The following is a 24,516-nucleotide window of genomic DNA, read 5'->3' on the forward strand; positions in this document are numbered from 1 at the left end:
TTTCATTTCTCGGTCATTTTTATCACATTCCAGTCATTAGTCAATGGTGGATTTGCCTGCAGCGTCTCGCACCATTTCAGATAATAGGCGGCGGGGCCGTCACCGGGATAGGTTGCGAGGAGGGCAGAGAAGAGGCTGGCGGCTTCCTGCCAGTTGCCCCCTGAGAACGCTTGGTAGGCCCGGCCGTAAGCGGCGGCAAATGACCGAAGTTCCTCTTCCGGCCGGTCAACCGTTACCAGCAGTTCATGGATCCTGATCGGCTGGGATTTCCCCTTCACCTCTATCAGTCCCAGTTCACGGGAGATGAAGGCTTCCCCGGTATGGTTGAAGGTATCCTCGCTGACCATGATCCTCGTCTTGAAATGCTTGTTGGCCGATTCCAGGCGCGAGGCCAGGTTGACAGTGTCGCCGATGGCGGTGAAGTCGAAGAGACGATCGCTCCCCAGGTTGCCGACAATGGCATCACCGGAATTTATGCCGATGCGGATGGCTATTTCCGTCAGACCGTCAGCCACCAGGCCGCGATTGATCTCCACCAGCGCTTCCTGGCATTCAACGGCGGCACGACAGGCGTTGAGCTCATCGTTTTCGCCGGCGATCGGCGCACCCCAGAAGGCCATGATGCAGTCGCCGATATACTTGTCGATGACGCCGTGATTGCGGATGATGACCTCGCTGAAGGTATTGAGGGCGGTGTGGAGGATTTTCGCCGTCGCCTCGGCGGGCAGCTTTTCGGCAATGGTGGTAAAACCGGCAATATCGGCAAAAAATACCGACAACCTGCGCCGCTGCCCCCCCGGCTTGATCAGATCCGGATTCTGCAGCAGGTAATCCACCAGCGTCTCGTCCATGTACTGGGCAAAGGCGCGACGGACAAAGCGCCGCTCCTTCCCCTCCGTGGCATAGCTGTATGCAACCGAGGCGATCATGGCAACGATCAGCGCCGAGGCGGAAGGTACCACCTGCAGATAAATGCCGTTTTTGAAAAGAAGTCCCGACAGGCCGAGGACAAAGGCAGCTGCAGCGGCAAAGAAGGCTACGTTGATGCTGAACCTGTGCTGGGTGAGAACGAAGAGGCAGACGGCGGTCGACAGCAGCAGCATGAGGATGATGGATACCCATGGGGGAAGCTGACGGATGAAGTGCCGGTGCAGCAGATTGTCCATGGCCGTAGCGTGCACCATGACCCCCGTAGAAACGGCGGTGATGGGGGTTGGCTTCAGATCATAGAGCCCTGCCGCTGTGAGGCCGATGAAGACCTTCTTCCCCTTGAAAAAATCCCGGGGGATTGCCGGGGTTCTGCCCGCCTCGCTGTCCATGGATGACTTGAAGATATCGGCAGCGGAAATGACGGTGAACGGTTCCCGTTCGGAATAGAAGCGCAGCAGCAGCGAGTCGCCAAGGAGCGGCAGGGTCGTGTCGCCGGCAACCAGGCCTCCATCCCGCACGGCGACTGTGCCGTCCTTCAGCAGGCTTGCCAGAACGAAGTTGGGAATTGTTTCATTTTGGAACTTGAAGGAAAGGGGCACCCGGCGGTAGGTACCGTCGGCATCGGGCTTGATGACGACGTTTCCGGCACCGCGGGCAGCAGAACGAATTTTTTCGATATTGGTTATTGCGGCGTGGTAGACAAGGCGGGTGGAGAGGACATCGGGCATGGCGTTCCTCTTCATGAAGGCCAGTTCGTCCACTCCCATCTGCCGGTTGTCGTTGGTGAGAAAGATGGGCAGGAAGACGTTGCCCGCCTTTTGCAGCGCCTCGGCCAGGAGGAGGTCATCCTCCTCACCATAGGAGGAGGGTTCGGTAAAGATGATATCCACCAGCACCCCGTCCGCCTGGGACAGGTAATCCAGGAGAGGCGCATACATCTGCCGTGGCCATGGCCAATTAATGCTTTGGCTGCTCAGGGTGTCGAGGCTCTGCTGATCTATCTTGACGATGACGATATCACCCGGGCCCTTGGCGGGATTGAGATGGCGGGACATCAGGTCGTACACTTTGTATTCGAATGGGATAAAAAAGCCGGAAAGGAAGAGTATCAGGGAGAGGACAAAGGCGGACAAGGCCAGAAGACCCATTTTGCCGAACTTGGATGCATCGAGGTTCATACTCGCCTCCTGAGTGCGGTGCGGAAAGAAATCAAAAAGCCCCCTTTGCAGAGGGGGCTTCTTTCGCCGGGAGAGATAAGATACCTGGTTATTTTATGGCGGCCTCTTCCACGATCACGTCATATTTGTAGCCGCTGCCGAAGTCCTTATCGGCCTTCAGGGTGCCGTTCACGGTGACGGTGTCCCCCACTTTGGCTGTATCCTGGGAAGTGACGACCAGGTTGTTGGTCCTCTTTTTGGCATCACCGCTGCCATCCTGCACATGGATCCAATTCTTGCCCATGATTCCTGCCGAGAACTTGACCACCTTTCCCTTGACTGCAACGGCTTTATTATCGAGCTCCCCCCGCTTGGAGTACAGTTCTTCTACGGTGTAGGCATTGGCGCCGGCAGCCTTATCCACTTTTATCCGCTCAGCCGGAGCAGCCACAGCACCGGCACTGCCGGCGGAAACCTTTCCGGCCATGATGCCGTCCTTTTCCCCGCCGATCTGCTTCGCCGGTGGTTCGCAAAAATAAATGCGGTCAAAGGTGCGATTAAGAGAACGGCTGGTGAAGTTAACCATCTCGTTGTTGCAATTGAAGATCAATTCCTGCCCTACGACCACCTTCATCTGAGGCATGGCCACCCAGGTTTTCTTCTCCCCGTCGGCAAGCAGCACATAGGTATAGCTGCCACTATCCATCGTTTCCTGGATTTTGCCTGATATCCTGGGAGCCGCCTCACGTTCAAGTTTCTCCTCCAGCTCCCGTTCCTTCCGCGCCATTTCCTGGTCCTTTTCCGAAAGGGATGGTTCGGGCGCTGGGCTGGCAAAAGAGGCAGCGCCACCGGCAATGACGGCAGCAAAGGAGATGAAGAAAATCAACTTTTTTGCATCTGGTGTCATGAAAGAACCTCGCTTTTGACATATGGTTTGAAAGTGCAAAAAACTTAGAAAGCATACATCTTCTGGAAAAAATGATCAAGGAATTAGGGGTGCCGTTGAAGTTGCGAATTAGATTGATAACATTTAATAAACAACAAGGCTGGGGGAAGGAATGCTATGAATCACGCATTGGTCGGTCTTATGGGAGGGCTGCTGGCATTCCCGCACTGCATGGGCATGTGTGGCGGATTCATGATCCATCTTTCCAGAGCGGACGGGAATAAACCGGCCCTGGTCGCCCAGGCCGCCTGGCTGGCGGGAAAGATGCTCACCTACACCTTTGCAGGAGCTGTTGCCGGTTACGCCGGATTACGGGCACAATCTCTCCTGCAGCACACCTATCTGCAAAACGTCGTCAGTTATGCTGCCGGGGCGGTCATTTTTCTGGCGGGGCTCTCCCTGCTGGGGGTTCTGCCCAGGCGGTCCGCCCAAAAGTCGGGCAGCGGGCTCTTCGCCGTCATGTGCCGACCTTTTCTCACTGCACCATCCCCTGGCGGGGCAGTGGTCCTCGGCATGATCACCGGCCTGCTCCCCTGCCCGATCATTGTAGGCTTTCTCGCCTATGCCATGCAGTCGGCATCGGTCACCACAGGCATGACCACCCTGGCTGCCGTCGGCATCGGCACGATTCTTCCGCTACTGGCATTGGGAGGGGCAAGCCTGGCAGCAGGTGCACGCCTGAAGCGATGGGGGGCATCCGCCGGAGGCATCATTCTCGTCCTTGTGGGACTGGCAACGGGGCTGCGGGGTACGGAGCTGTTTCATCACCTGCTCGGCTGCCCATCCCAGCCCATTTTCCAGCAACCTTCCGAGACAGATGGCAGCAAGGGCTGCTGCGCGGGCAAGTCACATGGCACCGGCAGCGGCAACTGATATAAATCGTCCTGTTTGCGCCCAGTGCGGACTGCCGGTCCGTACCCTGAGGGATGACGAAAATGCTCCTGCCTACTGCTGCTATGCCTGCCGTCTCGTTGCCGGCATCATCGGCAGCAAAAGCGGCGGCGATCACGCCTGGAACCTGCTCAGGCTCGGCTTCGGCGCATTACTGGCCATGAACATCATGATGCTTTCCCTGCTCCTTTACAGTGGAAGCGTCGAACCGGAAACAGTGCCGGTCTTCCGCTCGGTGATGCTGCTGTTGACAACGCCGGCCATGGCTATCCTGCTCTATCCCCTGGTCATGGGTGCCCTGCAGCAATGCCTGCAGGGTAAACCGGGGCTCGACCTCCTCATCGTCGCCGGTTCGGTGACCGCCTTTTCCGTCAGTGCCGTCAATACCCTCCGCGGCGGGGCGCAGGTATATTTCGACACGGCCACCATGCTGCCGGTGCTGGTCACCTTCGGCAAGATGCTCGAAGCGACGGCAAAAAGAAGGGCCGCCGACCTGCTCCACGCCATGGAATCGTTGCTGCCGCCATCGGCCCTGCGTGTAAAAAGCGGAAGCGCCGTGGAAGTCCCGCTCGATCGGTTGCGCCCAGGGGACATGATGCGCATTCGTCCGGGAGAGCGGATTGCCGTTGACGGCATAATCTGCGAAGGAAATACGACGGTCGAAGAAGCCGCCTTCACCGGCGAACCGCTGCCGCAAGATAGGGGCCCGGGAGACCGGGTGCTGGCAGGAACGGTCAACGGCCAGGGAAGCCTGCTGGTGAAGACGGAGCAGGCCGGCAGGGAAGTCCTCCTCCAGCGGATTGTCGCCATGATCCATGGAGCCTGGGAACACCCGTCGCCGGCAGAGCGCATGGCCGAGCAGGCAGCCCGGCTCTTCATCCCCGCTGTCGGAGCGGTGGCCATAACATCCCTCATCATCTGGACGATGGCAGCGAACCCGCTGCAGGGCTGTTTCAGTGCCCTCTCCGTTCTCGTTGTCGCCTGTCCCTGCACCATGGGAATAGCCACCCCCCTGGCCACATCCCTGGCAATCGCCCGGGCAGCAGCGGCAGGTATTGTCGTTCGCGGTGGCGATGCCATGGAGGAGCTGGGGCGCACCGATACGATTTTTTTCGACAAGACCGGCACCCTTACAGCAAACCGGCCGAGCCTTCAGGAGGTCATTGTCCTCGACGCGCAGCAGCAGGAAGAGCAGGTGCTGGTTGTGGCAGCCAGCCTCGAATGCGCCAGCGGGCATCCCTTGGCCAGGGCCATAGCCGCCGAAGCGGTTCGGCGGGGCCTCCAGGTAAAAGCGGCCACACACATCCGGATAACCCCGGGCCACGGCATCAGTGGTCTGGTACAATTAAATGGCGAAGGCAGGATGGCTACCGCGGGAGCCCTGCGACCCGACCAAGAGATCGAAGGAGGTCTCATGGCAGTGGATGTGACCTGGGAGGGATCGGGCGGCGGGCGTTTGCTCTTTCAGGACACCATGCGCGGCGATGCGGCGGCTGCCGTACGGAAACTGGCGGATCAGGGGATAACGCCGGTGCTCCTTTCCGGGGACCGATTGGAGACAGCCGCAGCCATAGCCGCGCAGGCAGGAATAGGGGCGGTCGAGGCACCACGGAGCCCGGTGGAGAAACTTGAAGCAGTAAAAAAAATGGTTGCCGCCGGCAGAAGGGTCGCCATGGTGGGGGATGGCGTCAACGATGCCGCGCCGCTGGCTGCCGCCCATGTGGGCATAGCGCTCGGCGGCGGCGAGGATCTGGCGCGCATGGCCGGAAAGGTAGTCCTTCTGTCGGACCGCCTGGCGCAGCTTCCCTGGTTGATTGAACTCAGCAGGCAGACGAGAAGGATCATCGGCCAGAACTTCGCCTGGAGCTTCGGCTACAATGCCGTCGCCCTAGGTGCGGCTGCGGCGGGGCTGTTGCACCCTCTGCTGGCGGCTGTCGCCATGGTGGTCTCCAGCTTGACGGTGCTCGGCAACTCGATGCGTATTGGCAGGTTTCCGGCAGAGGAGCAATAACATGCCCGAGAACGGAGTCTACGTCGTCGGCGCAGGTCCCAACGGACTGGCGGCAGCCATCGTCATGGCCCAGGCAGGGCTGCCGGTAACCGTCGTCGAAGCAGCTGCAACCATCGGCGGCGGTACCCGCAGCGCCGAGCTGACCCTGCCCGGCTTCGTCCATGACGTCTGCGCCGCCATCCATCCACTTGCCGCCTTTTCCCCCTTTTTCAACTCCCTCCACCTTGCCGACCACGGCCTCAAGTGGATTACCCCCCCTGCAGCCCTGGCACATCCCCTGGATGACGGAACGGCTGCTGTTCTGGAGAAAGAGATTTTCCAGACCGTTGAGACACTGGACTTCCCCGACCGGCGACCGTACCTGGAGCTGATGGGGCCGCTCCGGGAGCACTGGCAGGAGATCTCCTCCCAGATCCTGGGACCGCTCGCCCTGCCAGCCCACCCTCTCCTCATGACCCGTTTCGGCGTACAGGCGCTCAAATCCGCCGTCGGCCTCGCCCGGGGCACATTCCAAGGGCCATTGGCACGCGCCCTTTTTGCCGGTATGGCCGCCCATTCCTTTCTCCCCCTGGACAAACCCGGCTCGGCATCCTTCGGTCTGGTCCTGGGCATTCTCGGCCACGTCAACGGCTGGCCCATCGCCGCAGGGGGAACGGGCAAGATCAGCCAGGCGCTGGCCGACCATTTGCTCTCCCTGGGGGGGAAGATCATCACCGGGAAACGGATCGACAATGTTGACGAGCTTCCTGACGGAGCCACCATCCTGCTCGACGTTTCGCCCCGGCAGTTGTTGCAGCTGGCACGGCAGCGCCTTGACGGCGATTACCGGAGGCATCTGGAGAGATACCGCTTCGGCCCCGGCATCTTCAAGGTGGATTGGGCTTTGCGGGGGCCGATCCCGTGGCGGGCGGAAGGGTGCCGTCGGGCAGCCACGCTGCATCTGGGGGGAACCATGGAAGAGATCGCGGCGGCCGAGAAGGAGGTTTCCCTGGGGCGCCATCCGGAACGCCCCTTCGTGCTGGTAGCCCAGCAGAGCCTCTTCGATCCCAACCGGGCACCGGAGGGCAAGCAGGTGGGGTGGGCCTACTGCCATGTGCCCAACGGTTCCCGGTTCGACATGACCGAGCGGATCGAGCGGCAGATCGAGCGCTTCGCCCCCGGCTTTAAGGACCTGATCATCGGGCGGCGCACCAGGGATACGGCGGCAATGCAGGCCTACAACGAAAACTTCGTCGGCGGCGATATCAACGGCGGTCTCCAGGACCTGCGCCAGATGGTCACCCGCCCCATCGCCGGTCCACACCCCTACGCCACCCCCGATCCGGACATCTTCATCTGTTCCGCTTCCACCCCACCCGGCGGCGGCGTACACGGCCTGTGCGGCTATCTGGCCGCAAGTCTGGCGCTGGAGAGAATGAAATAGGTGCACGCCTTTCATCTCATAGGCATACTCACCACGCTGGCCGCGGTTTTCGCCTACATCAACTACCGCTTCATCCGGCTGCCGGTCACCGTCGGGTTGATGCTGCAGAGCCTGCTCCTGTCTTTCCTGCTGCTGGGACTCATGGCCCTCGGCATCCCTTTGGACCAGCAGCTGGCGAAGATCTTCGAGAAGATCAATTTCAACGTCCTTCTTCTGGAGGGACTGCTCAGCTTCCTCATCTTTGCCGGTGCGCTTTTCGTCAAGAACGAGGAGATCCTGGAGGTCAAGGTGGAGATTGCCGTCTTTGCCCTTGCCGGGGTGATTCTGTCCACAGGCATCATCGGCGGAGGGCTCTACGCCGCCGCACAAATGCTCGGGCTCAGCATCAGGCCGCTCTATTGCTTCCTCTTCGGCGCCCTCATTTCTCCCACCGATCCGGTGGCAGTCCTGCCGACTCTGCGCAACCTGGGCATCCACGACCGGCTCAACGCGCAGATTGCCGGGGAGGCCATGTTCAACGACGGGGTCGGCATAGTCCTTTTTCTCTCGCTGCTGGCTTTCATAAAAGAGGGGAGCCCGAACGGCCCCACGGGGGTAACTCTCCTCTTTCTCCAGGAGACGGCGGGAGGGATCATCTTCGGCCTGCTGCTGGGATGGCTCGGCTACTCTCTCATGAAAACCGTCGATAACTACCAGCTGGAGATCCTCATAACCCTGGCCATCGTCAGTGGCGGCTACTCCATGGCAACGGTCATGAACATTTCCGGGCCGCTGGCCATGGTGCTTGCGGGGCTTTTCATCGGCGGACGGGGTAGGAAACTGGCCATGTCGGAGCGGACCCGGGACAACCTGGACCGCTTCTGGGAGCTGGTGGAGGAAATGCTGAATGCGATTCTCTTCACGCTGATCGGGCTGGAAATACTGGTGATCGTCCCCAGGCTCACCCCCACCCACCTCATTATCGGCTCCGTGGCTATTCCCCTTGTGCTGGCGGGGAGATACCTTTCCATAGGGTCGCTCCGTTCCATCCTGCGCCGACGCAACTCCTTTGCATCCCGCTCGGTGCAGATCATGACCTGGAGCGGCCTCAGGGGAGCAATCCCCATTGCTCTGGCCATCTCCATCCCCGCCGGCAGCGAACGTACCATCATCCTCTTCGCCACCTATCTGGTCGTCGCCTTCTCCATCCTCGTCCAGGGCACGACCCTCAACCACCTGGTAACATGGCATCAACGGCAATGAGATTCCGCGCCCTGGCAACGGATTATGACGGCACGCTGGCCAGTGAAGGGAGAGTCGCTGCCGATACCTTGGCTGCGGTGACACGGTTGCGGCAATCGGGGGTCAAGCTCATCCTCGTCACCGGCCGGCACCTCCCCGATCTGATGGACATCTTCCCGCAGCTGGAGGTCTTCCACCGCATCGTCGCGGAAAACGGCGCACTCCTCTACACCCCCAGGAACCGGGAGGAGTTGTTGCTGGGCCTCCCCCCACCCGATCAGTTCATGCACCTGCTCGGAGAAGCAGGTGTACCCTTCACCCAAGGGAAAGTGGTTATCGCAAGCAACGAGCCCTTCAGGAACGAAATTTCCCGGATCATCGACAAGCTCGGGCTGCAACTGCGCATTATTCTCAATAAGGGAGCAGTGATGGTGCTTCCCCCGGGCGTTGATAAGGGAAGCGGCTTGCTTGCAGCTCTCAAGGGGCTGGGGATAGGGGCAAAAGAGACCGTCGCAGTCGGCGATGCGGAAAATGATCTGGATTTTCTGGAAATCTGCGGCTATGGGGCAGCCGTAGCTAACAGTCTGCCGATGCTCAAGGAGAGAGTGGATCTGGTAACGTCAAAGGAAAACGGCAAGGGGCTAATGGAAGTCATCGAGCGACTCCACGGGCGCTTTCAGCTGACCGTATAGGCAGCCGAACCGATGGCAACCAGCACCCCCGCATCGTTGTGCAGTTCCATGCGCACTGAGGCTATCTTTCCCCCCAGCCGCATGATCGTGGCAGTGGCATGAAAACGCTTGCCCACGCCCTGATTCAGGTAGTCCACGCGCAGATCGATAGTGCTGCAACGGGCGAAGCGCTGGGCAAGCTGCTCCACCGTTTCGTCCGCATGCTTTTCCGCCACCGCCAATGTAACGGCAAAACCGCCCACAGAATCAAGGGCAGTGGCAATTGCGCCGCCATGGAGCCGGTTATGCACATAGCTCCCAACCAGCTCGGGGCGCATGGCGAAGGAGATACGCGGCTTTCGCGGGTCAAGGGAATCGATCTTTACCCCAATAATCCGGTTGAAGGGAAAACATTCCTCGAATACCTCCCGAAGCCGGGCCTCAAGGCGGGCCTGTTCTTCGGAAGAGCGACGGCTGAGTGTTGCGGCATTTGACACTAACTTTCTCCAGCTTATTGAATTTCTTACTTCTGCCCTGCTGTTAAGACACAAACATTTCTACTGCAACCGACAAGATTTCTTCCTGTGCCAGCTTGTCTGTTAAGGGTTGATGACGTTGCGAATCCCCTTGCACAGCTTATTCAGTTCATCGGCGGAGATAATGAACGGCGGCATGGTATAAACCAGCTTCCCAAAGGGCCGCAGCCAGATTCCCTCATCCACGAAGCGCTGCTGGATCTGCTCCATGTTCACCGGCTCCTTCATCTCGATCACCCCGATCGCCCCCAAGACACGGACCTCCGCCACCGAATCTGCTTGCTGCAGCGGCAGCAGTTGTTCCCTCAAGGTTTTCTCGATGTTCAGAACCTTTTCCTGCCACTTGCTCTGAAGAAGCAGTTCGCAGCTTGCCAGCGCCGTGGCACACGCCAGAGGATTGGCCATGAACGTGGGGCCGTGCATGAACACGCCGGGCGAGCCGTCAGAAACGGTATGAGCAACGTCTTCGGTGCATAGCGTGGCGGCGAAGGTGAGATACCCCCCCGTGAGAGCTTTCCCAATGCACATGATGTCCGGCGAAATGCCCGCGTGTTCGCAGGCAAAGAGCTTCCCGCTCCGGCCAAAGCCCGTCGCTATCTCGTCGGCGATAAGCAGGATGTTGTATTCCGTGCAAAGCCGGCGCACCTGCTTCAGGTAGTCGGGGTGATAGAAGCGCATGCCGCCGGCTCCCTGGACAATCGGTTCGAGGATGAAAGCGGCAATGTGCTCGTGGTTCTGTTGCAGGAACGCCTCGACCTCGTTGGTTTCCGCCTCGTCAAATGCATCGTGGAAGCCGGAACGCGGAGCAGGCAGAAAGTACTGCTTTGCCAGGTTCTTGTTGAAAATGGCGTGCATGCCCGTATCGGGATCGGAAACGGACATGGCATGCCAGGTGTCGCCGTGATACCCGTTGCGGATGGTGACGAATGTGTGCTTAGTGCTGCACGAACGGGAATGCCAGTACTGAAGCGCCATTTTCATGGCCACTTCCACGGCCACCGACCCCGAATCGCTGAAGAAGACATGCTCAAGGCCGGCCGGCACGATATCGATCAGCAGTCGCGCCAGTTCCACGGCCGGCTCATGGGTGATCCCGCCGAACATGACATGGGACATGCGGTTGATCTGGGCTGCCATGGCAGCATTGATCACCGGATTATTGTATCCGTGGATGGCAGACCACCAACTCGACATGCCATCAATCAGGCGCCGCCCATCCATCAGCTCAAGGTGAACCCCCTCGGCTTTTGCCACCGGATAGCACTTGAGAGCTTTAGTGGCCGAAGTATAGGGATGCCAGATGTGTGCCCTGTCGAAATTCAGAAGCTCTCGTTCAGTCATTTTCATAAATTCCTCCCGCCAAGGGGACGTTCTTAAAAACTTAACTAACGCTTTAATCTACAGTGTCAGTAGGTGGGGATAGTTTTGTATAACTTCTTTTCCGCGCCTTGCCGCAATGGTCACCCCAGACCCGGTAATGTCAAGGCGACGCGCTATGTCAATACCTCTATAACCTGATGAGTAGGCTGCATGACATATTATGCTTCGGGCAAGCGCCACCCGCCCCCCTTTTGCTCGCGACATCAGTTCAGTTTCCGATATTTCCAGCTTTTTTAGCACGAGCTCGATGATCTGGTCGAGGGTGGCCTTATTTTCAGGGGGTGCTGTCCTGGTGTGGCAAAGAACCTGGTCCACAAAATCCCCCGCCCCGAGTATCCGCGAATCCTGCAATTCTTGTTCAAGCGCTCTGTTCCCTTTCAGAATACCGATGCCAACCAGTTCGTCTCTGCGCCCCATCTTAATGCCGTCCTGGATAAAGGTACGATAGTTTGCAGTTGCGGAAGGAATGGCCGTGCCAAAACGCAGCAATACTTCTGCTGTTGATTGTCCGGACATTTCGTTTCTTCTCATGAGGACAGAGTGCCCACACCATGGATAGGCATCCAGGTCATCAAGGGTCGAAACCAGTCCGGCGCGCAATGGATTCAAATGGATATAGCGAACCAATTCAAGGAGGTACTCCTCCTCTTCACAGACAATGGATTTGTAACGGTTCTGGAAGAGGTGGCCGGAACGATTATGACGAAGATTGAATGTTACGGCATATCCGGTAAGCAGCCGTCTCATGAATTTTGAGAGGGGGATGTCCGTAGTCCGGAGAAGCAGGTGAAAGTGGTTAGACATTAACGCCCATGCAAGGCATTCGGTCTCCGTTGAATGGAGAAGACCAGAGAAACGCCTGACAAAATCATTGCGATCATCATCACTTGTAAAAATGTCACGCTTTTCAATTCCGCGCACTATGACGTGCTGGAGCAGATTCGGAATATCAATTCGGGCGGCTCGCGGCATAGCAGATAAATAGCAGGAGGGCTGACTTTAGTCAAGTTTTTAAGAACGTCCCCTTAAAAGGAATTCCTTTCATTTCAGCGACCGCACATACAAAACCAAGTACCAGCGGTGTTTCGGTGGCACCACCCTTTCCAGTACCGGTTCATGGCCGATGCCGAGGAGCATGTTTCGCAGGAGGTCGCCATCCCGGTAATTGGCGATCCGCTGCGAACGCAGATCGGCAGGCGCCGGCATGTAGCTCTCCCCCACCGGGCCGTTGCCCGCTCCTTTCTTGCCATGGCAGAAGACGCAATAGTAGTCATAGTAGACTCGCCCTCGCTGCCGGTTCTCAGCCGTGTCCGGCAGGGGATTCCGCACTGTCGCCGCCGATTCCTCTGTGGGCAGCTGCTCCGGCAGGTTGACCGGCACCGTTCCCTCCACCGGCGGCGGCTGGACCGTCTGATAGGCGCGGAAATGGTGCTGCACCGTCATGCGGGGTCCTTTGTACAGCACCAGACAGAATAATCCTGCGACTATCATACCGGCAACAATCACCAGGGCAGCAAAGAGCTTTTTCATCGGTTCGGACTCCGTTCCCGCAGCTGTTTGTTGTGCGGTTTCGGCGGATTCTCCGGTTGGGCCTCGGGCAGTTTGTGGATCTGCCGCTGCAGCCGCCCATCTGGCGCTGGGGGCTCTTCCGTGGAATAGATGGATTCCGCCGGCGTATCGGGAAGCTGGCCGAAATCCCAGTAGCGCTGACCTTCAAGGACAAAGCGGTAGGCAATTAGGCTGTAGGCGATGAGCGCCAGGCTGAGCATGGTGATGATCACCCATTCCCAAGGGCTCGGCAGTTGCCGCTGCTCGTCGTATTTCTTTCTCTCTGCCATGGCTGCCTCACCAGTTGGGGAGCCTGGTCATGGCCAGGGCGGTGTGGGCAATGCCGTAAATAAAGGTGCCGAAGATGATCAGCACCAAGGGCCAGGGCATGAAGCTCAATACCCACTGAAAGAAACTCAGCGGTCCCCGGATGCGGATCTCGCTTTCCCGGCGGGTTTCCTCTTCCCGGGGGCGCCACATGGCGATGTAGGTGAGGCAAAGCAGGATCATCAGGGAGGTTCCTGCCAGAAGGGTCTCCACAATCCACTGGTTCTGCTGCACGTAGAGGTTGAAAGACATCATCGTTATTTCCCCTTTTGCCGCTTCGGCTCCCTTTCGGGAATGCCGCTTCTAAGCGGCAGATAGCGGGCCCGGTCCTGGTCGGAGAATTGTCGCGACCGGACGGCCCAGACCAGCGCCATGGTGATGGCCGCAATCATCACGCAAAGGAAACCGAGCCACATGGCGAGAAACGCTGTGAATCCCAGACCGCACACGATCAATCCCCCCCCTTGGCCGGCGGATGGTACGGATTGCGCCAATCCTCTTCGTACGAGGCATCGATGCCGCGGGGCTCAATATTAGCATCCGTATAGCCTAAGAAGCTCACCGCCAGGTAATTGGCCAGGTCCCAGATCTTCTCCGATTCCAGGTGCTTTTTGAAATAGGGCATGCCGGTGCCGGTGATGCCGTTCATGATCTGGTAATAGAAGATGCCGCCGATATAGCGATTTGCCTCAAGGTGCCGCCGCAGCGTGGTGAAGTTCAGCGGCGGCGGATAGACCCAGGCCGCCGCAGGCCCCTTGCCGTCACCGATGGGACCGTGGCAGTTGACGCAGAATTCCTGGTAAATGCGTTTTCCCCGCAAAAGCGCCGCCTGGGTCGCCGGATAGGGGTTCGGCATGGGGCGCCAGACGGCGGGCACCTGGGAGTGGAGCCATGTGATGTTGGCATCGGCCCCCGCTTCATAGGCAACAACAGCCGATTTTTTCCAATGCTGCTGCCGGGCGACCCGCACGTCCGCCTGTTTCCATCCCAAGGCCTGAACATAGGCGGTCAGCTTGCGGATCTTCTCCTCGCCAAGGAATTCCCACGACGGCATCACGGAAATGGGGCTGGTGAAGCGGGGGTTGATGAAATGGGCCTTGTGCCAGTCGTCGGGATGCTCTCCCCCTTCCTGGGACAGGTCCGGCCCGGTGCGCTCGCTCCCCAGGATCGCCGGTTCCTGGGCCACGTAATCGCCGCTCTCGGCGATGCGCTCGGCGCCGATATCCCAGTCGTTGATGCGGATAAAGAGGGAATGGCAATAGCTGCAGCCATTCTGCACATAGAGGCGGTGCCCTTCCCGCTCATCTTCGGCCATGGGGCGCCAGATTGCCGACGGCGTCTCCTTCATGGTCATGGCCGGCAGCCCGACGATGATGAAGGTGGAGGCCCAGAAGACCATCAGCGCACCGACGATGAGCAGGGCCGGGGACATCTTCATGCAGCTTCCTCCCCTTGCTGTAGTTCGGCGATGGAAAGCTCCCGCCCCGCCAGGACGGTCATGACCACGTTATAGAAGCCGACCGAGGCGCCGGTGAGGATGGATATTCCCAGGGCGGCCCGGGAGATGTAGTAGGGAGCCAGCTCCGGCAGCACCCGGTAGACCGTCTCTCCATTGTTCCAGGCGTTCCCCTGGATGAGACCGGCCATGGTCAGGACGATGAAGAAGCCGGTCAGACCGAAGGTGATGAGGCCGAACTGGAGGCTGACCAGCTTCTGGGAATAGAGGCTGCGCCCCGTCACCAGGGGGAGGACGTGGTACATGGCCCCCAGGGCGATATAGCCGCCGAAGCCGAGCATGGCAATATGGGCATGGCCGATGGTCCAGTTGTTGAAGTGGGTGACCCGCTGCAGATAGGGAAGGGACTGGAGCGGCCCCTGAATGCAGGTGACGATGTACCAGGCGATGCCCGCCATGACCAACCGGGCGGCCGGATCGCCCCAGACGGCTTTGCCCTGCCGACGGGCCGTCAGCCAGAGATTGAGGACGACAATGGAGACCGGCACCACCATGGCCACCGAATCGACGATGGAGACCGCTTTCAGCCAGTTGGGGATGGGTGATTGGAGCACATGGTGGCCGCCGATGTGGCTGTAGAGGGCGATGAGCAGCCAGAAGCCCAAAAGCGACAGAGTATGGGAATTGAGCGGCATTTTCGCCGCCCGCGGGATGACGAAATAGGCGGCCCCGGTGGCAAGGGGGGTGATGAGCAGCCCCGGCAGATTGTGCCCCCAGAACCAGAGAAAGAGGGAGTCAATCAGGCCGGGCATGGCTCCGGTCGCCGGATGCCAGATTACGTTGCCCAAGGGATAATTGCCGGCAGTCCAGAGGAAGGCGGCCATGAAGTACCAGACCGAGACATAAAGCTGTTCTTCTGTGCGGCTGGCGATGGTCATGGCCGTGTTGTAGACCAGGAGCAGCACCGACAGGATGAGGATGATATCGGCACTCCAGACGTATTCGCTGTACTCCCGCCCCTGGGTAAAGCCGAAGGCGAAGCAAAGCGGGCCGCTTGCGATGGTGATGTTCCAGAGGAAAAAGCTCACCCAGGCCAGCCGCTCCGACCAGAGTTTCGTCCGCAGGAGCGCCGGGATGTAGTAAAGGCCGGAGCCGATGAGCATGGTCCCGGCAAAGCCATAAAGCATGGTATTAACATGCACCGGCCGCTCCCTGCCGAAGACCAGCCAGGGGATATTGGAGAAAAACTCCGGCGAGACCAGATGGATCGCCGAAACCATGCCGTAGAGGGCACCAACAACGAACCAGAAGGCCCCGGCAACCATGAAGGCCAGGGAAGCACTTTGGGGTTTGTCGAAGAATTTTGGCATAAGCGTCCAGGTGTTTTTTTTAACGCATTTTCCATAGGCTGCCACGGCTTCGGGAATGAGTGACCGAGCCGTAGCGGCGAGCGGACACCCGCCGGGAAATGACCCGAGAGTGAAAAGCGGGTTTCACAGCACGGCAGTAATCAGAAGCAGAGACGCCGCTGGGTCCGCAGCTACGGCGACCGAACGAATGGACGAAGTCGCGGCAGCCTGCACCGTCGTCATCTATGACAGGTAAAACAGTCATGGGTCGCATTCTTCTCCCGGTGGCACTGGATGCAGAAGCCCATCTCGAACTTCCGCGCCGCCACCACCCGGTCCATCATGGCCACGTTGCCGTGGCAGTGGCCGCAATCTATCCCCTTGTTCAGGTGCAGGGAGTGGTCGAAATAGACAAATTCCGGCACCCAGTTGACCCGCTGCCAGATGATCGGCTTCCCCTGGGCAAAGGCCTGACGCAGCTTCTCGATGTACGGATAGGTCCTGATGATTCGCTGGTGACAAAGCAGGCATGTCTGCAGTGGGGGGATGCCCGCCCGACGCTGTTCCGTCACGGTCGTGTGGCACATGAGGCAACTGAGCTGCTTCACATGCACATGGACCCGGTGGCTGAAGGGGATCGGCTGCCGCGGTCCGAGCCCTACCGGATAAAAGGTCGAAGAAAGCACCAGGAGGAATGCTGCCATAAGCAGCACGACCACCGCCGCCAATGCCCCCCGCGCCCACTCGTACTTTTTCACCCGCTTCTCCTCGTCTGCCACGGCACGCTCACTTTTCGCCATCTGGCCGAAAATAATCAGCCGGCAGACGACGCTGGAACTGCTCCATGCCCACCCCCAGAAGTCCGGCAAAGGCCATGGCCGCCGACAGGTCGGCCAGGCTGAAGGTGAAGTCTTCCCGCAAAGCCGGAGCCACCAGCCACCACCGCTCTAACCACATGCCGCAGAGGACCAGAAGAGAGATGCCTCCGAGGGACCAGCGGTTACACTTGGAGCGCTCCGTAAGGAGGAGCACAAGCGGCCCCAGGTAGACCACCGCCAAAAGGAAATAGCTCACCCCCAGCCAGGGCTGGAAATTGAGCCGGGGGACCAGGAAGCGGATCTCGTCCGGCAGGTTCTCGTACCACATGGGGAGCAGATGGGCATACATAAGATAGGTGGCCATGAGGCTGAAGGCGACTATCAGCCGTCCCATGTCCAGCAACTGCTCCTCCCGGGCCTGCCGCTGCCAGACCGAGAGGAAGGCCCAAGCGGCAATGGCGATGTAGAGGCCGGACATGAAGAAATATCCCCCCAGCAGTGTGCTGTACCATTCGGGATCGAGGGCCATGACCAGGTCGAAGCCGAGCAGGGAAAAGACGATGCCGTAGACGGCAATGAGAATCCCCCCCCAGAGCATGCCGCTCCCACGGCGGCGCGAAATCAGATAGCGGGCAGCGGTCAGCCAGAATATGGCCAGTCCCGCCAGGTCACGGCCGAAGATAAAGGCATTGTTCAGCCAGCCCCCCTGGTTATACTCCACGTCGTACCATGGCGACCAATGGCTGCTCCCCACCCAGAGCAGCACCAGCGCCACAAGGGAGGGAACGGCGAAGACAATGGCAGAGAGCGCCGTCCGTTCCAGTCGTTCGGGCCAGCGCCCGTTGCAGGCCCGCACCACCGCAGGCCAAACGGTCAGCCCACCCGCCAGGGAACAAAAAAACAGGAAATTGACGAGCAGCGCCCGCCATCCCCTGGGGGCGGCCGCAGTATTGATGGAAAAGAGCCAGAGGGCGGTGCCGGCCACGGCAAGAGCCCCCCAGGCAAGGGATGCGGCACCGAAGCCATGACGGGGGCGGTCAGTGGCGGACATGGATTTCCTCCGCCTCCGCAGCCGACATGAGCCCCTGCAGGCTCGGCAGATTTCCATCGCCGCAGGTGACGAGCAGGCCGAACTTGTCCCGGCTGAAGCGCCGATCGTAGAAGGGATTCACCTTCAACGTGAAGAGGCGCGAATGCAGCATCAGGCCAATCAGGTTGGCGATGCTCCCGATAAGGATCGTGCCCTCGAAAGCGATGACACAATAGGGGATGAAGGCCACCGGCGGCTTACCGCCGACTATGATGCTATTGACCAGGGCCGTGCCGATGGCCAGCCAAAGACCGCCCGAGAGCCCCGCAAGCGCCCCGGCCAGGGTCCAGAAGCGCACCGGGCTTTTCGGGTGTCCCATGACCTTTTCCGCTGCCTCCACCTTGACCGGCGAAAAGGTCTCCATCTCCCGGTATCCCGCGTCACAGGCCGCCTTGACCGCCTTTACCAGCCTTCCCGCATTGGAAAATACCGCCAGCACCGATGCTTTCCCCGGCTCCACCTTCTGCTTCACCTTTGTTTCACAGCAACCGGTCGGTGTGATCTCCTCGTCGGCGATTCTGCCTTTCAGATCGCTCAGGGGTACTGTCGGCAACACTTTACTGAAACCGAAAAACCAGAAAAAGAAGAAGGATGCCGAAGCCGCCGTGATGCCCATCTCCACCCAGGTGGGCATGTAGCTCCCCCAGTTGTGGGGGAGAAAATCGTGGGCAGTCGAGGTATAAACGATGAAGAGACGCTCCAGCCACATCCCCAGGTTGATGAGCAGTGAAATGACGAAGAGCAGGATGAAATTGGTCCTGACCTTTTTGAAGACGAAGGTCAGGGGGATAAGGACATTGAGGGGGATGATCAGCCAGTAAATCCAGGCAGCCGGTCCGGTCATCCGCCATTGGTAGAACTGCCATTCGAAGGTATTGCCCGAGTACCAGGCGATGAAGGCTTCGCAGGCATAGGAATAACCGACGATGGCGGCGGTGAGGATGATGGTCTTGGCCACCATCTCGAAATGGTGCAGCTGGATCAGCCGCTCCAGGTGCAGCAGCTTGCGCATGGGAATGAGGAGCGTCAGCACCATGGCCAGCCCGGAATGGATCGCCCCCGCCACGAAATAAGGGGGAAAGATGGCGGAATGCCAGCCGGGGAGGAGGCTCATGGCGAAGTCCCAGGAAACGACCGAGTGGACGGAAACGACCAGCGGTGTGGCCAGAGCGGCGAAATAGAGGTAGGATCGGCCGTAATGGCGCCACTGGCTGCCGGCCCCCGACCACCCCAGGGCCATCACCCGGTAGATCCGTGTGCGCAGGTTCCTGTCTCCGTATTTCTCCTCGTAGCGGTCCCGGGCCGCAGCCAGGTCGGGGATCATCCCCACCAGCCAGAAGATGAGACTTACGGTGAAATAGGTGCCGACGGCACAGACGTCCCAGACCAGGGGGCTGACGAAGTTCGGCCAGATCTGCCGCTGCGAGGGATAGGGGATGATGTAATAGAAGGCCCAGACCCTTCCCAGGTGGATGAGTGGAAAGAGCCCGGCAGTCATGATGGCGAAGATCGTCATGGCCTCCGACGACCGGGAGACTGCATCCCGCCAGTTGGCCCGCAAAAGATAGAGGATCGCCGAAATGAGGGTCCCCGAATGGGCGATCCCAACCCAGAAGACGAAGTTGCCGATATAAACCGCCCAGCCCACCGGCCGGTTCAGCCCCGTAACCCCCATCCCCGCCTGCATCTGGTAAAGCCAGACCAGCGCCCCCCAGCCAATACCGGCAGCCAGCAGGGCAACGGCTACAAAATAGGGTGTCCGCGGCGTCTGCATGGCGCTCAGCACATCATCGTTAATGTCGCCGTACTTCAGGTCAGACACGGTGCCCCCTCACCCCTCACCCCTCACTCCTCACTCTTCACTCTTCCCCATCAACCCGCCGCAGGTAGGTCACCGCCGGCTTGGTGTTCAGCTCCCCCAGCAGGTGGTAGCGGCGGGGGTCCTCCCTGGTCAGCCGGGTCACCGCCGCATGGGGATTGAGCAGATCACCGAAGGTATAGACCCGGGTAGGGCAGCTCTGGGCGCAGGCTGGTTGTATCTCCCCGTCGGCGATCTTCCGGTTCTCCCGGGCCGCCCGTGCCTCGACATTCCTGATCCGCTGCACGCAGAAGGTGCATTTTTCCATCACCCCCCTGCTGCGTACCGTCACCTCAGGGTTAAGTTGCATGTCCAGGGGCTTTGACCAATTGATGTTGATCCAGTTGAAGCGCCGCACCTTGTATGGACAGTTGTTTGAGCAGTAGCGCGTGCCGATGCAGCGGTTATATATCTGCGCGTTCAGCCCCTCTTCGTTGTGCATGGCGGCAAAGACCGGGCAGACCGGCTCGCAGGGGGCTGCATCGCAATGCTGGCACAGCAGAGGCAGCCAGCCTAGACGGAGGGAGGAACGGGGCTTGCGGTAGGGGGCGACCCGCAGCCAGGCCATCTCCCTCCCCTCCCCCACCTTCCCCTTGCCGATAACCGGGATATTGTTCTCCGCATAGCAGGCGACAGCGCAGGCACCGCAGCCGATGCAGCGCTGCATGTCCACCACCATCGCCCAGCGGTGGGACAGGTATTCCCGCTTCGGATACATGTCCCGCTCCGGCTTGTACCCTTCCGGCAGAGGGAGGGTCAGTTCCTCCCCATCCCCCGGCTCCATGCGGCTCACCTGGGAGAGGGGAATCCATTGCACCACGTCACGGTGCCACTGCTGCCGGGTCATCATGGTGTAAGTCGGATCGTCGGCTCGTTTTCCACCCACCCGGCGCAAGGTTGCATGAGCGAATACCGCGTCACGCTCCCCGCTCCCCAGGAGCAGAAACGGATTGGCGCCGATACTGTCGGCAATGCGCCCCATGGCCGTGTGTCCCTGGCCGAAGGCGATGGCCGCTACCCCACCAGCCACCTCGTCGGTGATCCGCACCGGAGCGCGAATGGAGCCGGCGCCGGTGCGAAGCTCGGCCACATCGCCGTTTTGCAGGTTCAGAGCAGCTGCGGTGCGGCTGTCTATGTCGAGCCAGTTACCCCAGGTGATGGAGGTAATCGGGTCCGGCGCCTCCTGAATCCAGCCCCGGTTGGCCGTCCGTCCGTCGTGGAGCATGATCGAGCCCCAGGGCCAGACCTGCACCTCCCCCGCCTTCAATTGGGAAGGCCTGGGCACCGGGGTTAGGAATCCCACCCCTTCAGGGCACAACGCCACATGGGGGGGCGTTTCCTTCGTGCTCCAAACCCCGCCACGGCGAAGGGCGTTTTTCCAGAACTCATCGAAGGTGGCTGCCTGGGCATAGCTTCCATGGAGCTCATGCCAGCGCTGGGTGAGCCAGTCCCTGAAGGCGGTGACCGGGGCTTGGCCTTGCCGCCGGGCCAGGGGGCGTCCCGCTTTTTGCGCAAGGGTGAGGAAGATGTCCCCGACCGGCCGGGTATCGTAGAGACGCGCCATGGTGGGCTGCATGATACCGTGAACGCCTTGCTCGGGATCGTAGTCCCCCCAGGTTTCCAGGGGGTAATCGACCGGGAGTACCCAGTCGGCAGCGGCAGCGGTTTCGTTTTCCAGCGTCCCCAGGTAGACGATCATCCCTGCCCGGCTCACCGGGAGCGCTGCATCCCCTCTGGTGAAAAGGGGATTCGTATCATGGATGAAGAGGATGTCGTCGGGGCCGAGGGAAGCCAGGAAACGACGAACCTGATTTTCGCCGGCAACGTCGGAGAGGGCGTGGCGGCGGCTGAAATCCACCGTCTGGTTTATGCGGCCGGCGACATAATTAAGCAGTGCCACGGCAATGGCCGTCTCAGTTGCCAGCGGGCCTGAGCTACCCACCGGTGCAGTCAGGGCAACGCTGGAGCCGGCGGCGCAGAAGTTGCGGCAGAGCTCGACCAGCTTGTTTTCGTCCACCCCCGGCAGGTGAGGTGCGTCGACGAGCAGAGCCTTGATCGTGGCGCGGAGGGGCAGGCCATTCCTCCCCCAGCCGTTTTCCAGGATGATCTGGAGCATCTTCAGGGCCACCAGCCGCTCCGCCCCCGGCGGCACCTGGAGATAGAGGTCGGCATTGGCGGCGGTCATGGAGAGACGGGGACCTATGTAGACCATGCGGTTCATGTCCCTGTTGTTGCGGTAGGCGTGCATCTCACCGAACTGGGAGGCATGGGAAACGGGCGAAATCCACGATTCAAGGAAATCGGCAGCAAAACTGACAATCACCTGGCATTCCTGGAGGCGGTAACGCGGAATGAGCGGCAGGCCGAAGAGCCGGCCGTGGGCCTCCTTCAGGGGCTCGTAGGAGAATGCCTCGTAGAACAGCAGCCGCTCTGAACCGAAGGCCGCGGCAAAGCGTTTCATGACCTCAGCCAGCGCCCCGGTCTGCAGGCTGCTCATGAGCGCAACACGTCCCCCGGCTTTGAGGCGTCCGGCAATGGCCGCCAAGGCCTCGTCCCAGCTTGCCGCCCGGCTGTCCGATCGTTGAGGCCGCGAGTTAACCCGCTGCAACCGGTCCGGGTCATAGAGCCCCTGCAGGGCCGACTGTCCCCGTGGGCAGAGTCCCCCCCGGTTCACCGGATGGTCCGGATTCCCCTCGGCCTTGGTGACCCGACCATCCCGGTGCCAGAGATGCATGCCGCACCCCGCAGGGCATTCGCGGCAGGTGGTGGCGAAGAGCGCCCATTCGCCCGGTCTGATGTTTTCCGGAGGGATGACCTGGGGAATGAGCCTGTTTACCAGCTTCCGGGGAGGATCGACGGCCAGCGCCACCCCCGAACCGCCGGTAATCCAGAGAAAGTTGCGCCTCGTCATCTTCGGCATCCGGTCCGTCCCCGCTGAAAGGCGCTGCCATGCGCACCCAGGTAAACATTAAACATCACCAATATTATTTATTTTTAACAAGACACACCCGCAAGTCAAGGCGGCAAAAATGGCCGGGTTCTGTTGACAAGGGGGGATGTGGCCTTAGACTTTTTGTGAGAACCACTTAATTTATGGAGGAATTCCCATGGCATTGACGACCAGCGACTATCTGGTGCAGCGGCTCGTGGATTGGGGAATCGACAAGGTTTACGGATATCCGGGGGATGGCATAAACGGCGTCATGGGCGCGCTGCACAGGGCGCAGAATAAAATACGCTTCATTCAGGCGCGCCATGAGGAGGAGGCGGCATTTATGGCCTGTGGTCATGCCAAGTTCACCTGCGAGGTCGGCGTCTGCATCGCCACCTCCGGCCCCGGCGCCATCCACCTGCTCAATGGCCTCTATGATGCGAAACTCGATCATCAGCCGGTCGTAGCCATCGTCGGACAACAGGCGACAACGGCACTGGGGGCCGATTACCAGCAGGAGGTGGATCTCATCTCCCTGTACAAGGACGTGGCCCACCATTTCGTCCACATGGCCTCCAACCCGGCCCAGATCAGGCAACTGGTAGACCGGGCCATAAGAATCGCCCTTGCCGAGCGGACCGTGACCTGCATCATTATCCCCAATGACATTCAGGAACTGGATGCGGTGGAAGCTCCTGACCGCAAGCATGGCTCCACCTACACCGGCATCGGCTTCACCAGGCCTGCCATCGTCCCCCAGAGGGATGATCTGCGGCGGGCGGCGGATGTCCTCAACGCCGGCAGGAAGGTGGCGATTCTCGTTGGTGCCGGCGCGCTCCATGCCACGGAAGAGGTGATCGAAACGGCAGAAAAACTCGGCGCGGGGGTTGCCAAGGCACTCCTCGGCAAGGCGGCAGTGCCCGATGATCTCCCCTTTGTCACCGGCCCGATCGGGCTTTTGGGGACGAAACCGAGCTATGACCTCATGCTGAACTGCGACACCTTCCTTATGATCGGCAGCGGTTTTCCCTATGCGGAGTTCCTCCCCAAGGAAGGACAGGCCCGGGGGGTACAGATCGATATAAACCCGCGCATGCTCAGTCTGCGCTATCCAATGGAGGTAAACCTGCAGGGAGACGCGGTCCTGACGCTACGGGAACTGCTGCCTCTCCTTGACAGGAAACCACACCATGAATGGCGCGAGCAGGTGGAAGCAGGCGTGAAAGAATGGTGGCAGATCATGGAGGCGCGGGCCAACCTGCCCGCCACCCCCATCAACCCCCAGAAGCTCTTCTGGGAGCTTTCCCCCCGACTGCCCGACAATGCCATCATCACCTGCGATTCCGGCTCTGCCGCCAACTGGTATGCAAGGGACCTAAAGATGCGGCGCGGCATGATGGCCTCACTTTCCGGAACCCTTGCCACCATGTGCCCCGGCATTCCCTATGCCCTGGCGGCAAAGATCACCAATCCTGAGCGGGTGGTGGTCTCCCTGGTGGGTGACGGCGCGGTGCAGATGCTGGGGGTCAATGGCCTCATCTCCATCGCCAAGTACTGGCGCGAGTGGAGCGATCCCCGACTGGCGATCCTGGTGCTGGACAACCAGGACCTGAACCAGGTCACCTGGGAACAGCGGGTCATGAACGGTGATGCCAAATTCCCCGCATCCCAGGATCTGCCCGCCTTTCCCTATGCGCGTTATGCCCAGATGCTGGGACTGGAAGGGATAGAACTCCGCCATCCCAATGAAATCGGCGCCGCCTGGGATGCGGCCCTCAAAGCTGGAAAGCCTGTAGTCATCGACGCCCATTGCGACCCGGATGTTCCGCCACTGCCGCCGCACATCACCTTCGAGCAGGCGAAAGGCTACATGTTCTCCATCTTCAAGGGGGACGCCAACCTGGGAGGGATGGTCAAGCAGTCGGCAAGGCAGATGATGGCCAATTTCCTCTCCAGCAACGAGAAGCAGTGA

The 24,516-nt window shown here is 60.1% G+C and carries 21 protein-coding genes; 6 read left to right on the forward strand and 15 right to left on the reverse strand.

Going from position 1 to position 24,516, the window contains the following annotated elements; genetic code table 11:
- Nucleotides 1–2: 2 nt before the first annotated feature.
- The gene (locus ML541_RS01090; protein WP_243369912.1) at nt 3–2,108 is read right to left on the reverse strand and encodes an adenylate/guanylate cyclase domain-containing protein; all 2,106 of its coding nucleotides are present in this window, start codon (nt 2,106–2,108) and stop codon (nt 3–5) included.
- An 88-nt stretch (nt 2,109–2,196) separates the two neighbouring features.
- Entirely contained in the window at nt 2,197–2,994 is a 798-nt protein-coding gene (locus ML541_RS01095) for a DNA-binding protein (RefSeq protein ID WP_243369914.1), read from the reverse strand.
- A gap of 156 nt (nt 2,995–3,150) precedes the next feature.
- Between ML541_RS01095 and ML541_RS01100 the strand changes: the two genes are divergently transcribed.
- From ML541_RS01100 to ML541_RS01120, 5 genes are read left to right on the forward strand one after another with little or no spacing between them, the layout of a single operon-like run.
- A complete protein-coding gene (locus tag ML541_RS01100) occupies nt 3,151–3,906 on the forward strand; it encodes a sulfite exporter TauE/SafE family protein (RefSeq protein ID WP_243369915.1) in 756 nt (251 codons plus the stop codon).
- Entirely contained in the window at nt 3,851–5,935 is a 2,085-nt protein-coding gene (locus ML541_RS01105; protein ID WP_243369917.1) for a heavy metal translocating P-type ATPase, read from the forward strand. The genes ML541_RS01100 and ML541_RS01105 overlap by 56 nt, the downstream gene beginning before the upstream one ends.
- Nucleotide 5,936: 1 nt before the next feature.
- On the forward strand, nt 5,937–7,358 hold the full coding sequence (locus tag ML541_RS01110; RefSeq protein WP_243369919.1) for an NAD(P)/FAD-dependent oxidoreductase: 1,422 nt from the start codon (nt 5,937–5,939) through the stop codon (nt 7,356–7,358).
- Nucleotides 7,359–8,600: a sodium:proton antiporter gene (locus ML541_RS01115; protein WP_243369921.1), complete on the forward strand. Its 1,242-nt coding sequence runs from the start codon at nt 7,359–7,361 to the stop codon at nt 8,598–8,600. It abuts the gene before it with no gap.
- Nucleotides 8,582–9,271, forward strand: a complete 690-nt coding sequence (locus tag ML541_RS01120) for an HAD family hydrolase (RefSeq protein WP_243369923.1) — start codon at nt 8,582–8,584, stop codon at nt 9,269–9,271. Before ML541_RS01115 ends, ML541_RS01120 begins: the two co-directional genes overlap by 19 nt.
- Here ML541_RS01120 and ML541_RS01125 read toward each other — a convergent pair.
- From ML541_RS01125 to ML541_RS01185, 13 genes are all read right to left on the reverse strand, one after another.
- Complete coding sequence (locus ML541_RS01125; RefSeq protein WP_243369925.1) at nt 9,256–9,747, reverse strand: thioesterase family protein; 492 nt, start codon at nt 9,745–9,747, stop codon at nt 9,256–9,258. The genes ML541_RS01120 and ML541_RS01125 overlap by 16 nt on opposite strands.
- Before the next feature lie 102 nt (nt 9,748–9,849).
- Nucleotides 9,850–11,127 (reverse strand): adenosylmethionine--8-amino-7-oxononanoate transaminase, encoded by a 1,278-nt coding sequence (gene bioA / locus ML541_RS01130; RefSeq protein ID WP_347710775.1) that lies wholly within the window; start codon nt 11,125–11,127, stop codon nt 9,850–9,852.
- Nucleotides 11,128–11,184: 57 nt separating this feature from the next.
- Entirely contained in the window at nt 11,185–12,138 is a 954-nt protein-coding gene (locus tag ML541_RS01135) for a transposase (protein ID WP_279342295.1), read from the reverse strand.
- Nucleotides 12,139–12,207: 69 nt separating this feature from the next.
- A complete protein-coding gene (locus ML541_RS01140) occupies nt 12,208–12,696 on the reverse strand; it encodes a cytochrome C (RefSeq protein ID WP_243369930.1) in 489 nt (162 codons plus the stop codon).
- A complete protein-coding gene (locus tag ML541_RS01145) occupies nt 12,693–13,004 on the reverse strand; it encodes a hypothetical protein (RefSeq protein WP_243369931.1) in 312 nt (103 codons plus the stop codon). Before ML541_RS01145 ends, ML541_RS01140 begins: the two co-directional genes overlap by 4 nt.
- A 7-nt stretch (nt 13,005–13,011) precedes the next feature.
- Complete coding sequence (locus ML541_RS01150; protein WP_243369932.1) at nt 13,012–13,296, reverse strand: hypothetical protein; 285 nt, start codon at nt 13,294–13,296, stop codon at nt 13,012–13,014.
- Nucleotides 13,297–13,298: 2 nt separating this feature from the next.
- Nucleotides 13,299–13,490: a hypothetical protein gene (locus tag ML541_RS01155; RefSeq protein WP_243369934.1), complete on the reverse strand. Its 192-nt coding sequence runs from the start codon at nt 13,488–13,490 to the stop codon at nt 13,299–13,301.
- A 2-nt stretch (nt 13,491–13,492) separates the two neighbouring features.
- Nucleotides 13,493–14,479: a cbb3-type cytochrome c oxidase subunit II gene (locus ML541_RS01160; protein ID WP_243369936.1), complete on the reverse strand. Its 987-nt coding sequence runs from the start codon at nt 14,477–14,479 to the stop codon at nt 13,493–13,495.
- Nucleotides 14,476–15,867, reverse strand: coding sequence for a cbb3-type cytochrome c oxidase subunit I (locus ML541_RS01165; RefSeq protein ID WP_243369938.1), 1,392 nt, complete (start codon nt 15,865–15,867; stop codon nt 14,476–14,478). Before ML541_RS01165 ends, ML541_RS01160 begins: the two co-directional genes overlap by 4 nt.
- Nucleotides 15,868–16,085: 218 nt before the next feature.
- A complete protein-coding gene (locus tag ML541_RS01170; RefSeq protein ID WP_243369940.1) occupies nt 16,086–16,604 on the reverse strand; it encodes a cytochrome c3 family protein in 519 nt (172 codons plus the stop codon).
- Between the two features lie 28 nt (nt 16,605–16,632).
- Nucleotides 16,633–17,715, reverse strand: a complete 1,083-nt coding sequence (locus ML541_RS01175; RefSeq protein WP_243369942.1) for a hypothetical protein — start codon at nt 17,713–17,715, stop codon at nt 16,633–16,635.
- Nucleotides 17,702–19,576 carry a quinol:electron acceptor oxidoreductase subunit ActD gene (locus ML541_RS01180; RefSeq protein ID WP_243369944.1) on the reverse strand — a complete coding sequence of 625 codons (1,875 nt, stop codon included), beginning with the start codon at nt 19,574–19,576 and terminating at the stop codon, nt 17,702–17,704. Before ML541_RS01180 ends, ML541_RS01175 begins: the two co-directional genes overlap by 14 nt.
- 37 nt (nt 19,577–19,613) lie before the next feature.
- Complete coding sequence (locus ML541_RS01185; protein ID WP_243369946.1) at nt 19,614–22,532, reverse strand: 4Fe-4S dicluster domain-containing protein; 2,919 nt, start codon at nt 22,530–22,532, stop codon at nt 19,614–19,616.
- A gap of 187 nt (nt 22,533–22,719) precedes the next feature.
- Between ML541_RS01185 and ML541_RS01190 the strand changes: the two genes are divergently transcribed.
- On the forward strand, nt 22,720–24,516 hold the full coding sequence (locus tag ML541_RS01190; protein ID WP_243369948.1) for a thiamine pyrophosphate-requiring protein: 1,797 nt from the start codon (nt 22,720–22,722) through the stop codon (nt 24,514–24,516).

The organism is Geotalea sp. SG265 (genome assembly GCF_022808985.1).
Lineage (GTDB): Bacteria > Desulfobacterota > Desulfuromonadia > Geobacterales > Geobacteraceae > Geotalea.